Below are 14,928 nucleotides of genomic sequence, written 5' to 3' on the forward strand. Positions count from 1 at the left end.
TGGTGTCAGCTCGTCGTGACGAACTCGGCGAGTGCCTGCGCCAGATAGCCGGGGTCCCTGGCCCCGACGAGTTCCCGGGCGGAGTGCATGGACAGGCCGGGCACGCCCACGTCGACCGTCGTCACGCCCAGGCGTGCCGCGGTGATCGGCCCGATCGAAGTGCCGCAGGGCATGGCGTTGTTGGACACGAACCGCTGCAACGGCACCCCGGCCCGCTCGCAGGCGGCGGCGAACGCGGCGAGGCCGGTGCCGTCGGTGGCGTACCGCTGGTTGACGTTGACCTTCACCACGGGGCCGCCGTTGGGCAGCGGGTGGTTGTCCGGGTCGTGCCGCTCGCTGTAGTTGGGGTGGACCGCGTGGGACATGTCGGCCGAGACGCAGAGCGCGCCCGCGAGAGCCCGCGACCAGTCCTCGCCGCTGCCGCCGCGGGAGGCCACCGAGCGGTTCAGGACGCGTTCCAGGAGCGGGCTCTGGGCACCGGTCTCCGAGCCGCTGCCGACCTCTTCGTGGTCGAAGGCGGCGAGCACCGGAACCCGGAACGACTCGGCACCGGCGTCCTTCGACCAGGCCTCGGTGGCCGCCGTCAGCGCGGTGACCCCCGCGTGCACGGACACCAGGTTGTCCAGGCGCGACGACACCAGGAACTCGCGCTCCGCGCCCAGGTGTCCGGGTGCCTGGATGTCGTGCAGCATCAGGTCCCAGCCGAGGATCTCGGTGGGTTCCAGATCGGCCTCGTACGCGATCCGGCGCAGCAGGGCGCCCTGTTCGGGTCTGCCGAGGGACCAGATCGGCTGGGTCTGGCGCTGGCGGTCAAGGGCCATGGACTCGTTGACCGAGCGGTCGAGATGGATGGCCAACTGTGGTACGCGGAACAGCGGTTCGTCCACCTTGACGAGGGTGGAGGTGCCGTCGCGCAGCGTGAGACGCCCCGAGATTCCCAGGTCGCGGTCGAGCCAGGTGTTGAGCGGAACGCCTCCGTAGATCTCCACTGCGACCTGCCGCCACCCCGCGGAACCGGTGTCGGGCCTCGGCTTGACCCGCAGGTTGGGCGAGTCGGTGTGGGCGCCGACGATCCGGAAGGGGGTGTGGGCGGGCGCGTCGTCGGGGACGTACCAGGCGATGAGCGCACCGCCGCGGGCGACGAAACAGCCGCCGCTGCGCCCCGTCCACTCCTCGGTCTCGCTCAGTTCCGTGAAGCCCGCCTTCTCCAGGCGGCGCGCGGCCTGTGACACGGCGTGGTAGGGCGAGGAGCTGCCCTGGAGGAAGGCGAGCAGGTCCTCGGTGTGGCTGGGGTCGGTGGCCAGGGTCATTCGGCGTCCGCCTTCCGGGGCGTTGTGTGCGGGTCGAGCAGTGCGGCGACCGGGCGGTCGGGCTGCGCGCACAAGTCTCCGATCATCGAGACGTACTCGGCGAGCAGGTCTTCGGCCGATTCCCGATCCCAGAGATCGGCCGAATACTCGAGGAAGGTCCGGTAGCCGAGGCCCGGATCACGACGCGGCGCGAGACCGAAGACGAGTTCCGCCCGGGCGACCGGCGGGGCCACGTCCTCCACTTCGACGTCGAGGCCGGGGATCTCGATGTCGGAGTCGGCGTAGTTCTGGAAGGCGAGGCCGTTCGGCACCCGGTCGGGGACCTCGGTCGCGCCCGCGTCACGCATCGCCTGGAGGATGCGGGCGGTGGGCAGCACGTTCGCCATGATTCCGAGGGCGCCCGCGCCGGTACGGGACACCAGCTCGGCGACGGTCTCGGCCGGGTCGATCCGCACCCGGACCAGGACGGCCGTGGAGACCACCGACACGAGCGACTCGCAGTCCAGGTCCTCGCGGTTGGCGTACGGGACGCTGAGCAGGACGTCCCGCTCCCCGGAGAGCCGGGCGAGGTGGATGCCGAGCGCGGCTGCCGCCACCGCGAACGGCGTCACGTGCCGGTCGGCCGCCAACTTCTCCATCGCCGCCCGGAGTTCACCGGAGGCGGCCCCGCGTACCGTGCCGCCGTCGCCGCTCAGCCGCTCGGGCCTCGGGCGGTCGGTCGGAGTGTCGAGCCGGCACGGCACCCCCTCCAGATAGTCGGCGCAGTGTGCGGCCCGCCGGTCCTCGGCCGCCGGGTCCTTCGACTCCAGCTGACGGCGGGCGTAGTGCGTGGCCTGGACGGGCGGTGCGTCGAGTGTGTGCGCGGTACCGGCCGCCGCGGCCGTGTAGAGCTCGGCCAGCTCCGCCAGGAGCACGGAGTGGGCCCAGCCGTCGGCACAGATGTGGTGCATGACGAACATCAGCACCCACTCGTCGTGCTCGACCCGCAGCAGCCTCAGTCGGGGCAGCGTCGGACGGGTGAGGTCGACGGGCGCGGCGGCCATCGCACGGCACACCTTGTCGACGCGGTCGGCACGCTTCCCGGGTTCGAGCCGGGTGAGGTCGTCGATCTGCAGCCGCAGCGGCGGGGCGGCGACCACCTCCTGCCACCAGACTCCTTCGCCGATCCCGGCCCCGGTTTCGGCCTCCCGCATGAAGCGGGTACGCAACGAGTGGTGGCGCTCGATCAGTTCGGCGAGGGCCGAGCGCAGGGCGTCCGGGTCCAGGGCGCCCCGGAAGCGGATCCTGGTCGGCACGTTCCAGACCTGCGCCTGGGGAACGGCGTAGTGGCCGGCGATCATCCGGTGCTGCTGGGCGCTCGCGGGGGCGCGGTCCACGACCTGGGCGACCTCGGCGTTGCCGGAGGGGGGCAGGTCGGGGGTGGGGGTGGACTCCCGGAGGCCGGCGCCGCCGAGTTGACGTGCCATCGCGCCCAGGGTCGCGTCCGCGAAGAAGTCCGCGAGGGCGATGTCCACGTGCAGCACGTCGCGTACACGGTTGACGAGCCTGATCGCCGCGATCGAATTGCCGCTGAGATCGAAGAAGTTGGCGTCGTCGGCCACGTCGTCGACGCCGAGGACCGACTTCCAGACGGTACGGAGAGTCTCCAGGACGGAGGGGGTCGACGGGACAGCCCCGGCCGTGGGAATCGGTGGGGCAGGCCGCGTCACGGCCAGGACCTCCGGCCGCACGGCGGTGTCCCGTACGAGCACCGCACCGCCCGACACCATGGCCCCCAGGATCCGGTCGAGGTCGCCCAGACAGTCCCGTACCGTCGACGCGTCGAAGAGATCGGCGTCGTAGCGGATGCGCAGCCGCAGCCCCGAACCCGTGCGGACGGCCATCAACCCCATCTCCAGCGGGGCCGATTCGGAACCGCCGTCGACGGCTTCGGCGTACAGCCCGGGCAGCCGGATCCCGGCCAGTGGAGCGGTGTCCAGGTCCGCCGAGACGGTGATCAGCGGGCGCGGGTTGCCGGGGTCGGGGTTGACGGCGGCCAGGAGCGCGTCCAGGTCGACGTGTTGATGGGCGTCGGCCGCGAACAGCGCGTCCCGGGTGGCCCGTACGGCGCCGGTCAGCGGTGTCGACTCCGTGAGCGTGGCCCTCAGCGGAAGGAGCGCGACGTGGAATCCCACCGTGCCGGTGGTCTCCGGGGTGCGCCGCCCGAAGGTCGAGCCCACGACGAACTCGTCCTGGCCCGACCGCTCGCGCAGCACCAGTTGCCAGGCGGTGAGGAGCGTGGCGAAGAGCGTGACGCCCTGTCGGCCGCTCCACTCCTGCACTTGCGCCGTACGGACAGCATCGAGACGGATCTCGGCGGCGGCCCCGCCGCCCGCCACCCGCCGGCCGCGCGGGCGCCGGGTGGGCAGCGCGGGCACCGGCGGCAGCGGGTCGAGATATCGCCGCCACCACTCCAGGTCGGCCGGGTCCCGGTCGGGTTCGGCGGCGCCGACCGTGCTGCCCGCGGGCGCCACGAACCGCGCGGGGCGGCCCTCGACCGCGGCCTTGTAGAGCTCCTCCAGGTCGGCCGCGAGGATGCCGGCCGAGTGGGCGTCGGTGATGATGTGGTGCAGCCCGAGTACGAGCACATGGTCGTCGTCGGCGAGCGTCAGCAGCCGTGGGGTGAACAGCGGGCCCTCGGCGAGGTCGTACGGCCGTGTGCTCTCTTCGCGCAGCACCTCCGAGACGGCCGCCTCGGGCTCCGGCCCACGGGACTCCGTCAACGGCCCCCGGCAGTCGGTCACTTGGAGCGGAATGCGCCGCCCGTGCCGTACGACCTGCAGCACCGTCTCGTCGCCACCGCCCGGGCGGAACACGGTCCGCAGGCCCGCGTGCCGCTCGACCAGCCCGTCGACCGCGGCGGCCAGCGCCTCCGCGTCCAGCGGGCCGCGCAGCCGCACCGCCTGGATCTCGTTGTACGCGGCCGGGTCGCCGATCAGTTGGGAGGCGAGCCAGATCCGGCGCTGGGCGTCGGTCGCGGGCGCGGAGTCGTCGGCGCCGGGCCCCACATCCGCACGGGGTGCCACGGGGCCTGCGTCCTGGTGGCGCTCACGCAGCGCGTCGAGGTGTTCGAGCCCGGTACGCATCAGGTCGGCGGGCATGCCGAAGTCGACGAGGGCGGCGATCTCGTCGACGCCCGCCTCGTACAGCGCGTCCACCACGGGCGCGCAGGTCTCCGGCGTACCGATCAGGGCCCGCTCGTCGCAGTACCCGTCGTACGCCCGGCGGAAGAGGTACTCCAGGTCCTCCTCGCTCGCCGTGGCCAGGTCCCGCGGATCGCCGCCCGGCGTGCCCTGCGTGCTCGCCGCGGAGCGCATCTGCAGCGAGGAGCGCAGATAGCGGGTCATCGGCTCCAGCGCCTGGGCACGCGCCGTCGCGTGGTCGTCGCCGAGGTAGGTGTGCAGGAGCACGGTCACCCGGCCGGTGTCGGGGTCGAGGCCGTGCTGCTCGCGGGCCTTGCGGTAGTGGCCGATGTTCTCGGCGAGTTCGGCGACCGTCTGGTTCATCAGGTTGGTGACGATGCCCAGACCGCGCCGCGCGGCCTCCTCGTACGACTCGGGCCGTCCCGAGGTCGCGAGGAACATGGGCGGCATGTCCTGCACCGGGCGCGGGTGGATGCGTACGGCGGTCTCCCCGCCGTCTCCCGTACGCCGGGGCAAGGTGCCGCCGCTCCACAGCGTCCGTACGTCGTCGAGGTGGGCGAGGCCGATCTCCTTGCGGCGGGCGAAGCGGTCCGGGTGGAGGGCGAAGTCCTGCGCGTGCCAGCCGGTGGCGCAGCCGATGCCGACCCGGCCGCCGGAGAGGTTGTCGACGACCGACCACTCCTCGGCGATCCGGACGGGGTCGTGCAGCGGCAGTACGACGGAACCCGCGTTCAGCCGGATCCGGCTGGTCTCCCGGGCCAGCGCGGCGGCGAGCACGGACGGGTTGGGGAAGAGACCGCCGAAGGAGTGGAAGTGCCGCTCCGGCACCCAGAGGGAACTGAATCCGCGCTCGTCTGCGAAGCGGGCCGTTTCCATGATCTGGTCGTAGGCGTCGGAGGGGTGGGGTGTGCTCGGTCGGCCGTCTGCCTCTCCACCCTCGTCCGGGTAGTCGCCGAAGAAGTACAGGCCGAAATCGGCGGACGGGCGGGGACGCGTGGCCTTCGACTGCGGGCGGGAGCGAGGGCGGGGTCGGGGGCTCGTGGGGAAGAAGCCGCCCTCGCGCAGGGCGCGCAGGGAGTCCTTCACGGCGTCCGAGACGCGCTCGACGTCCGTGTCGGTGTGGGCGGTGGACAGATAGAAGCTGCGCCACTCCCACACGTGGATGCCGCGCAACAGCAGGTGCTGGTAGAGGAGTTCCATGTCGGCGCGGTGCCTGAACCGGAACATGGAGCCGAAGTGGCTGAGCTCCAGGGGAAATTCCTCGTCCCTGAAGAACTCGTTCAGGCCTTCGGCCAGCAAGTCGGTGCGGGCGTTGAGCCGTTCCTGGAGGGCGGGGCCCTCGGTGGTGAGGTGGGTGAGGACCGCCTTGGCCGCCGCCATGGACAGCGGGTGCTGCATGTACGTACCGCCGAAGAACGTGGTCTCGGTCTCCGGGCGGCTGTCGTCGCCGTACCGCCAGAAGCCGCCGTCGACCCCGTCCAGGATGTCGGCGCGGCCCGCGATCGCGCCGATCGGGAAGCCGCTGCCGAGCGCCTTGCCGTAGGTGGCGAGGTCCGGGACGACGCCGAAGTGGTGCTGGGCGCCGCGCGGATGGGGGCGCAGGCCGGTGAGCATCTCGTCGAAGAGGAGCACGATGCCGCGGCGCCGCGTGAGGTCACGCAGTTCCCGCAGGAACGCGACGGGGCGCAGGGCGGGGTTGCGGCACTGGACCGGCTCGACGAGGACCGCCGCGATGGTGTCGCCGAGCGCGTCGACGGTGTCGAGGGCCTCCTGGCTGCCGTATTCGAGGACGATCAGCTCGGATACGGCGCTGTGCGGGATGCCGTGCGAGACGGGTACGGCGTGCGTCCCGTCCGGTCCCGGGCGGCCGAGCACCGAGTCGATGTGACCGTGGTACGAGCCGCGGAACATGACGACGCGGTCGCGTCCGGTGGCGGCGCGGGCCAGCCTGATGGCGGCGGAGTTGGCCTCGGTGCCCGAGCCCGCGAACGCCACGCGTTCCATGCCCGTCAAGTCGGCCAGCAGCTGGGCGACTTCACCGGCCTCGGCCGGCCGGGGGCCGAAGCGCAGACCGTGCGCGAGGTGCTCGCGTACGGCCTCGGTGACGATCTCCGGCTCATGGCCGAGCAGCAGGGCGCCGAAGCCCATGGTGATGTCGGTGTACTCGTTCCCGTCCACGTCGGTCAGGCGCGCGCCCCGGGCCGAGCGGGCCGCGAGCGGGTACAGCGTCTCCTTCGTCGAACGACGGAACCCGACGACGGCCCGGCTGTCGGCGAGCACGGCACGCTGCCGCTGGGCCAACTCCTTGGACGTACGGGTCCGTTCGGCCAGCGTCCGGCTCAGCTCGGCGGCATGAGCTCGCTGCCCGGCATTCGCGTCGGCGCCATCGCCGATCATGCCTGAGCCTTCGGGGAGGGTTACTCGGGGGCCGTGGAGGGTGGGGAGTGCGGGGAGTGTGGTGGGCATCGGGGCCGGGGCCTGAGGGGGCGGCGAGGCCGGTTCGGGTGGGGGCCCCGCCGCCGAGTGCCGCTTGGCCGCCGCGAGTTGTGCCGTGAGCTTCCGGGAGAGTTCCGCGGCCCGGTCCACCGCCGTCGTACTCATCGGGCACGCTCGGCACCGAGCAGGGCTATCGCCTCGGAGAGCTGGGTCAGCATGGCCGCCTGCGTCTCGGCGAGCAGATCGATCTGCCGCCGGAGCTCGGCTACTTCGGAGCGGAGTGCGTACTCCGGGTCCGCGGGCGCCGGGCCCACGGGCGCTGGGCCCACGGGAGCCGGTCCCACGGGCGCCGGAGCGGTGGCCGCGCCCGGCGCTGCGGTAGGCACGGCCGCTGGGGCAGGCACAGCCGCAGGCGCGAGCGCGGACCCTGCGGCAAGGGCGGACGCTGAGGCAAACGCAGGAGCGGGAGCAGGATCAGGAGCAGGGTTCGCGACAGGAGCAGGAGCAGACGCAGGAGCGGGAGCAGGCGCCGGGGCAGAGGCAGGAGCGGGAGCTGAGGCGGCGGAAGCAGCGGCAGGCGCAGGCAGAGCCGCAGGCCCCGTGCCAACGTCGGCCGGCCCACCCTCCTCCCGCGAAGCCGCCCGCCCCGCGCGCGCGGCGATCAGACGGGCCGTGAGTTCAGGAGTGCCCGCCTCCTCGAGGACCTCCCGGACGGACGTCCGCACGCCGAACTCGCTCTCCAACTGCCGCAGCAACCCGATGAGTTGCAGCGAATCCGCACCGAGGCCGACGAAGGACTGCCCGGCGCCGAGTTCGTCGGCGCGGTAGCCGAGATGCCGGGCCGTGAGCTCCCGTACGCGTTCGAGTACTGCCTGTTCGGTCATGCCGTCCTCCACTGAACCTTCCTTTGCAGGTAATCGGTCCACTGACGGACCGGGATGCGGTGGCGGGCCGGTCCAGTACGACCGGTGCTGGAACGGGTAGACGGGCAGCGGAATCCGGCGTCCCCCGCAGCCGTCCAGGAGCGCCGCCCAGTCGAGGTCCACCCCGGCACAGTGCAGACGGGCCGCCGCCGTCCACAGGCCGTCGGTGTCGGCGCCGCGGCCCTGCGTCGGCACGCAGAGGGTCTCCGGGACGGCACGGCGGGCCATGCCGGTCAGCGGCGCACCGGGCCCCAGTTCGACCAGGACGGCCCTGGACGCGAGCGTGCGCAGCACGGCGTGAAAGTCCGCGGTGTGCCGCGCCTGCCGTACGAGGTAGTCGGCGTCGGGCAGCCAGCCCACGGGATACGCCGTGCCGTCCAGGCCACTCACGAACTCCACCTGTACGGACCGGAGTTCGGCCTTGCCGACGGCGGCGTGCAGCTCGTCGAGCACCGGGTCGAGCAGCGCCGTGTGGAAGGCCCGGTCGACGGGGAGCTGCTCGCCCGCCACATCGTGCTCGGCCAGCCAGGCCCGGGCCGCCTCGACCGCGTCCGGCGGACCGGCGACGACGTGGTGGGCAGGACCGTTGGACACCGCCAGTTCGAGACGCCCGTACCGCGTCTCGTCGATGTCCCCGAGCAGCCGTCGTACGTGTTCCGGCGGGGCGAACACGGCCAGCATCGCGCCGGGTTCGGTGTCCTGCATGAGCCGGCCCCTGCGGCAGACGAGCCGCATACCGTCCTCCGGCGTCAGTGCTCCCGCGACGCACAGAGCCGCGTACTCCCCGACGCTGTGCCCGGCGACGGCCGACGGTCGCACACCGAACCCCTGCCAGAGCCGTGCCTGCGCCACTTGCAGCGCGAACAGCGCCGGCTGGGCGAAGTCGGTGTCCCACCGCTCCGGGCCCTCGCCACCGACGATCCGGTCGAGGAAGTCCGCCTCCCCGGTCTCCTCCTGATGGATACGGGCACACCGCTCCAGGACATCGGCCACCACGGGGAAGCGGCCGGCAAGCGCTGCGGCCATTCCGGGTCGGCCGCCGCCCTGACCGCTGAAGACGTACGCGGGTGTGACCGAGGCCGGGGCCGGAGTCGGGGCCGGGGCTGGGGTGTCCACGGTTCCGGTGTAGTAGGAGGCGTGGGCAGGCGCGGGGCTCCCCGGATCCGCCAGGAAGGCGTCGAGGCCGCGGACGAGCCCACTGACAAGGTTGTCAGCCGGGCCATCGGCGGGCGGGCCTTCGACCGGTGGGCCTTCGAAAGGTGCGGTGACGGCGGGTGCGGTGACGACCAGCCGGTGGCGCAGGTGCCGGCGCCCGAGCGCGGCCGTCGTGAGGAGATCGGCCGGTGCCATGTCCGGACGCCGCACCAGGGCGTCGCGGAAGGAACGGGCGTACTCCTCCAGGGCTTTGGGGCTGTGCGCGGAGAGCGGCAGGAGAGCGGGCACGGGGGCAGCTTCGGCCCGGGCCGCGCCAACCGAGGCAGCCGTGCCGACCGGGACAGCCGGGGCCTCTTCCAGAATCACATGGGCATTGGTGCCGCCCATCCCGATGGAGTGCACGCCCGCCCGCCGGGGCCGGCCGTCCGCCAGCGGCCACGGCATGGCGCGCTGCGGGAGCATGAACGGGCTTTCCTCGACCCCGAGTTGAGGGTTGGGCCGGGTCAGGTTCACCAGCGGCGGAACAACACCGTGCCGCAGCACCAGGATCGCCTTGACCAGCCCCGCGAGACCGGCCGCGCTGTCCAGGTGCCCGATGGCGGGCTTGGTGGACCCGAGCGCGCAGAAGCCCTTGCGGTCCGTGTGCCGCCGGAACGCCTCGCTGAGCGCGGCGAATTCGATCGGATCGCCCTTGTAGGTGCCGGTGCCGTGCGCCTCCAGGTAGCCGATCGTCTCGGCCCCGACACCGGCGCGGTCCAACGCGCCGAGCACGGCGTCCCGCTGGCCCGCAACACCCGGAGCGGCGAAACCCGCCTTGTCCGCACCGTCGTTGGTGACGGCGGAGCCCAGGATGACGGCGTGCACGGTGTCGCCGTCGGCGAGCGCGTTCGCCAGCGGCTTGAGTAGTACGGCGGCCACCCCGTTGCCGCCGACCGTGCCGTCGGCCGCGGCGTCGAAGGCCCGTACCGCACCGGACTTGGAGATCGTCGAGCCCTTCACATGGCGGTGCCCGGTGACCTGCGGCAGATGCAGGGCGGCCGATCCCACCACCATGAGGTCCGCGTCACCCGCGAGCAGCGCCTGACAGGCCAGGTGGACCGAGACGAGCCCGCTGGAACAGGCCGTCGCGACATTCACCGCCGGACCATCCAGTCCGAGCCGGAACGCGGCCCGATTGGCGGTGAAGTCCGGGTAGTTGCCGACCTGGATCTGCTTCACCGTGGTCCAGTCGTCGGCGCGACTCGACTCGCCGATGTTGGAGGCCAGGTAGCTGTGCAGGGAGTAGAGCCGATAGCCGATGCTCGCGTAGACCCCGATCCGTACGCTCCCGATCCGTACGCTCCCGGACCGGCCGCTTCCACTCCTGCCGGCGTAGCCACCGTCCTCCAGCGCATGGTGAGCGCACTCCAGGAACAACCGCTGCTGGGGATCGGTCAGGGTGGCCTCCCGGCCGCTCATCCCGAAGAACCCGGCGTCGAAGCCGTCGACGCCGTGCAGCAGCGCGCTCGCTCCGGTGAAGTCCGGGTCGCGGTAGAGCTCCTCGGGCAGGCCCGCGGCGGCGAACTCGGAGTCGGTGAAGGGCCGTACGTGGGACACGCCGGACCGGATGTCGTGCCAGTACTGCTCGGGTGTGTCAGCCCCCGGAAACCTCAGCGCCATCCCGATGACCGCCACGCGCGGGTCCCGCACCGCTCTCCCCCTTCCCCTGCTCTCCCTGCTCCACCTGCTTCCCCTCCCGCGCCTCGCTCGCCGGCACGGCTTCCTGCGCCTCATGTGCCTCGTGCGTCTCCTGTGCTTCGCCCGCTTCCTGCGCTCCGCGCCCCCGCAGCACCCGGGCCACGTACACCAGCGCGAGGACGATGGCGGCACCGTGCGCGACGCCGACGACCGACAGCGGCGTGAAGACGTCGAGGGCGGCGGCGACCACGATCATCCCGACGCCGAACCCGAGGTTCTCCACCGTGGCGGAGAGCCCGAAGGCGTGGGTGCGCAGAGGGCTCGGCAGGGTCTGCAGATGCGAGGTGTACGACACCTCGGTCAGGCCGTCGGCCGCGCCGGCCAGCAGCGCGACCAGCACGGTCGCGGCCCAGGGGAGCCCGGCGAAGGCCAGGATGAAGGTCCCCGACATGGCGATGGTGCCGAGCCCGAAGCCCAGGGCGCCGACCGAGCGTCCCGTCCGCTTGGTGTACCTCTGCAGCACCTGCTGGACGAGAACGTTGCCGAGCGCCCAGACGCACCAGAAGACGCTGACGAACACGGCCGGGTTGTCGGCGTCGAGTTCGGTGGAGTACACGGGCAGCGCCGCGTTGTGCGAGGAGGACCCGAGCGCGTCGATACCGCGCAGCGCCACCATGAGCCCGAGCACCGGAACCGCACCGAGCGCCACGAGCGCGGCGGGCACCTGCCGCCGACGGTCCCGCCGACGCCCCTGCCGGTCGGCCCCCTCTTCTTCCTGACCGCCCTGGCTGTCTTGGCCGTCCCCTACGTCCTTGCCTTGGCTGTCTTTCTCCTCATTGCCGCGCGCCGGGCCCATGGGCATCGGGAGGAGCAGGACGGTCAGGGCGCAGACGAGGAAGGTGGCCATGTCCACGAGGAAGGCCGCGGTGTAGCCGAGCAGTGACACCACCACGCCCGACGAGGCGAACCCGGCCACCATGGCCATCGAACGCCCGCTGACCATCAGGGAGTTGGCCCAGGTGTGCCGCCCCTCGCCGACCATGTCCGGGATGGAGCTGCGCAAGGTGACCATGAACAGGGTGCCGGAGGCCCCGACCACCGCGGAGACGGCGAACAGCGTGCTCGTACGGAATCCGTCGGGGGCCAGCACCAGCAGGAGCAGAGCCGCCGCCTGGGCCACGTTGGCCCAGAACATGACGCCCTTCGGGGACCAGCGGGCCAGGACCGCAGCCGCGGCGAGCCCCGCGACGAACCCCGCGGCGAGTCGTACGGCCATGAACACACCGACGGCCAGCGCCCGGTCCGTGACCGCGTAGACGTACAGGCTGAGCGCCACGACGTTGAGGAAGGTGCCGTACGAGGAGATCGCGTAGCCGGTGACCAGGATCCGGTACCGGCGTTCCTGAAGCGCTGCCGTACCGGACGTCACGAACGAACCTGCGCCAGGTCGTCCTCGTGTCGTACAGAGTCAGACATGGCGGCATCCTTTGCGAACACATGGGCGAAGGGGCTCCGCGCACCATAGGCAACGGGGCCCGCCGTTCGCAGGCAGAAGCCTGAACTCATGATTGTTATGCGGCAGTTGCGAAACATGACGACTTCCACGCCGCACGACAACAGTCGTGCGGCAGCGCCACAACAGTGCCCTGCAGCCCGACAACAGTGTTCTCAGGACAACGCCGACCGCCTGCCCGGCGAGGGTGGCAGCTGCTGAAGCAGCTCCCAGAGGGGCCGTGCCCCAGCCGCCCACTCCCCCAATGTCCCGCGGTCGACGAGATGCAGCTTCTGGGACCTCGCGAGCGGCTCGCACCCCGCGGTGAAGCGCCCGTTCGTCACGAGAACGACGACGTCCCCGCCGTGCAACTGCCGCCCGGTGCCGTTGAGTACATGCAGATCCGGGGTACCCACCGCCGATCCCAGGGCCCCGTCCTGCCGGTGCTTGCACTGGATCACCCAGCGCCTGCCGAGCGGATCGGTCGCCGTCACGTCGGCGCCGTTGTCCCCGGCCCCGCCCACCTGTACGGCATCGGCGCATCCGTCACGGCGCATCAGATCCCGTACCGCGAACTCGAAGTCCTCGTGGTGAAGCGCGTCGAGCTGAGGCAGCTCATACCGCAGCCGCCGCACATGCGCCCGCTCCCACCAGGCCTTCGCAACCCACTGAGCAAGCCAAAGACAACCGGCCGTACCCAGGACGGCGGCCAGCAGAGCGATCAACCACCAGTTCCCCAACAGCCACTGCCCCACGGCAACGCAGAGCCCGCCCCCCGCGGCAGCCGCGACACCGAGCACCAACGGCCGGGGCCCGCTGGGCTGGACCGGACTGGAGACCCGCTTCACGGACACCCGCTTCACAGACTTCGAACCCGCCGCCCGCTTCACGGATTTCGAGGTCACCACACGCTTCACAGGCGTACGCCGAGCCCGCCGCACCGGCGCCCGGCGGCTCACCGCCGCCCCCGGACGTGCACACCGTCATTCCTCACGCAAGGATCGGTCCAAGCCACCGTGTCCCCCTATGCGCACCCGCCCACGGCCACCTCGACCGCCCAACAGGCTTCTGCGCAGGCATTGTTGACACTAGGTCAGATCCTGCCGCCCACCAGGGACGGGACCCCTTTCGGGCCACCCCGAACACCCGCCGGCTCCAGCGGCGTGCCACGGACGAGAGCCCGCCCAGCACTCCCGCCCCTCACCCACAGCCCAGAATCACGCCCCCGCACTCCGGGGCGCCACCCCAGGCGCGCCCCGCCCGCCGCACGCCCCCACGCCGCACACGCATCTGCCCTCCAGGAGACCGAAGTCGGCCGAGAACCGCGTGCGCCCGCGCGTTCGGTCGCTCCCAGGTCGGAGGCGTGTGGCCCTACCGTCCCGTCACCGCCCCGTCCGCTGCCGGAGTTCGTCGAGGATCGCGGGGATCGTGTCCGGGTCCTGTGCCGTCACGACCACCACGACCTCACCCTCCGGGGAGGGCCACTCGGCGGCGATCCGTACGGCCGGGTGACCCGCGAGGCGGGACAGCAGCGCGGGGAGGTCGCTGTCGGCGGGAACCGGCAGCAAGTGCATCGCCGCGGTGGTCACGAAGGGCGCGGAGCGCGGCAGTTCACCGTCGGCGAGGGTCTCGACGAGAGAGCGGTACGGCTGCGTGGCGCCGTCCGTGGCGAGGGGCACGAGATGGGAGTTGATCAGGTCGCCGCCCAGCCGTGCGCCGACCTCCAGGACGACGGGGCCTTCGGAGGAGTAGCGCAGGTCCACGTGAAACCCGCCGGACTCGATACCCACGGCGCGCACCGCGCGCTCGGCCGCCTCGTGCACCCGGGCGAGCCGCTCCGGGGTGAGCCCGGAGGGGACGACCGTGGTGGTGGTACGGAGTTCGCCGGGCGCCAGATACTTGTCGGACACGGCGAGGATCACCACCTCGCCACCGTGGACAAGCCCGGAGACCGAGTGCTCGCTGCCCTCGACGAGTTCCTCGACCAGGAAGGCGGCGGAGTCCTCGTAGTTGAGGGACGTCAGCTTCATCAGCTCGTCCGGTTCCGTGTCCGCGTCGATCACGACGGACCCGCGGCCCCCCGAGGAGTGGGCGAGCTTGAAGATCAGCGGAAGGCCCAGCTCCCCCACCGCGGCCTTCAACTCGTCGGCCGTGGTCCCGCTGCGCCAGCGGGGGTTGAGGCCGTGCGGTTCGAGAGCCCGGCGCTGCGCGGACTTGTCGAGGCACACGGCGGCCGCGACGACCGAGGGCCCACGCAGGCCGAGCGCCTCGGCGACCCTGGCCGCGACGTCCACGTACCGGTCACCCCAGCACAGCACCGCCGCGGGCTCGTGCCCGCCGTCCCGCGCCTGCCGCAGGGCGCGAGCCGCCACATCCTCGGCGGACTCCGCCCTGGTAAAGGCAGCGACCCGGTCATCAGGCAGCCCGATATGACCGAGCCCGGAGTCGGAGTAGACGTACACGGCGTGGCCCAGCTCCGCCGCGGCATCGATCTCGGACCGCCACTCCAAGGGGGAGCGGCGCAGGCCGAGATGGAGCACTGAACGGTCGGAGGACATGCGTGGGCCTTCCTGAAGCTGCGCACCGGCGGAAGTCGGAAGGGTACGGGAGCGCGGGTCACAGGGGTGCGCGCAGGTCACAGAGGGCGCGGGCCACAGGAGCGCGGGTCACGCCACGGCCGCGGCGGACACGTGGCGCCGCTGATACCAGCTAACAACTCCGGGATACGGTGTTCGCCCCCGTTCACGCTCTCC

6 protein-coding genes are annotated in these 14,928 nt (G+C 72.1%); all 6 read right to left on the reverse strand.

Annotated features, from left to right (window positions below):
* Nucleotides 1-5: 5 nt before the first annotated feature.
* Entirely contained in the window at nt 6-1,310 is a 1,305-nt protein-coding gene (locus tag ACN20J_RS22565; protein WP_419666630.1) for a M18 family aminopeptidase, read from the reverse strand.
* Nucleotides 1,307-7,093 (reverse strand): MupA/Atu3671 family FMN-dependent luciferase-like monooxygenase, encoded by a 5,787-nt coding sequence (locus tag ACN20J_RS22570; RefSeq protein ID WP_419666631.1) that lies wholly within the window; start codon nt 7,091-7,093, stop codon nt 1,307-1,309. The genes ACN20J_RS22565 and ACN20J_RS22570 overlap by 4 nt, the downstream gene beginning before the upstream one ends.
* Nucleotides 7,090-10,695 (reverse strand): type I polyketide synthase, encoded by a 3,606-nt coding sequence (locus tag ACN20J_RS22575; RefSeq protein ID WP_419666632.1) that lies wholly within the window; start codon nt 10,693-10,695, stop codon nt 7,090-7,092. Before ACN20J_RS22575 ends, ACN20J_RS22570 begins: the two co-directional genes overlap by 4 nt.
* Nucleotides 10,640-12,112: an MFS transporter gene (locus tag ACN20J_RS22580; protein WP_419666633.1), complete on the reverse strand. Its 1,473-nt coding sequence runs from the start codon at nt 12,110-12,112 to the stop codon at nt 10,640-10,642. The genes ACN20J_RS22575 and ACN20J_RS22580 overlap by 56 nt, the downstream gene beginning before the upstream one ends.
* 239 nt (nt 12,113-12,351) lie before the next feature.
* Entirely contained in the window at nt 12,352-13,080 is a 729-nt protein-coding gene (locus ACN20J_RS22585; protein WP_419666634.1) for a restriction endonuclease, read from the reverse strand.
* 477 nt (nt 13,081-13,557) lie between these two features.
* The gene (locus tag ACN20J_RS22590) at nt 13,558-14,733 is read right to left on the reverse strand and encodes an ATP-grasp domain-containing protein (protein ID WP_361996078.1); all 1,176 of its coding nucleotides are present in this window, start codon (nt 14,731-14,733) and stop codon (nt 13,558-13,560) included.
* Between the last annotated feature and the right edge of the window lie 195 nt (nt 14,734-14,928).

Source organism: Streptomyces sp. 2-1 (assembly GCF_048564895.1).
Taxonomy (GTDB): domain Bacteria; phylum Actinomycetota; class Actinomycetes; order Streptomycetales; family Streptomycetaceae; genus Streptomyces; species Streptomyces phaeochromogenes.

What these genes read in the sequence shown, in the direction of transcription:
- ACN20J_RS22570 (WP_419666631.1), bottom strand. Translation starts at nt 7,093, where the DNA reads ATGAGTACGACGGCGGTGGACCGGGCCGCGGAACTCTCCCGGAAGCTC.
- ACN20J_RS22590 (WP_361996078.1), bottom strand. Translation starts at nt 14,733, where the DNA reads ATGTCCTCCGACCGTTCAGTGCTCCATCTCGGCCTGCGCCGCTCCCCC.
- ACN20J_RS22565 (WP_419666630.1), bottom strand. Translation starts at nt 1,310, where the DNA reads ATGACCCTGGCCACCGACCCCAGCCACACCGAGGACCTGCTCGCCTTC.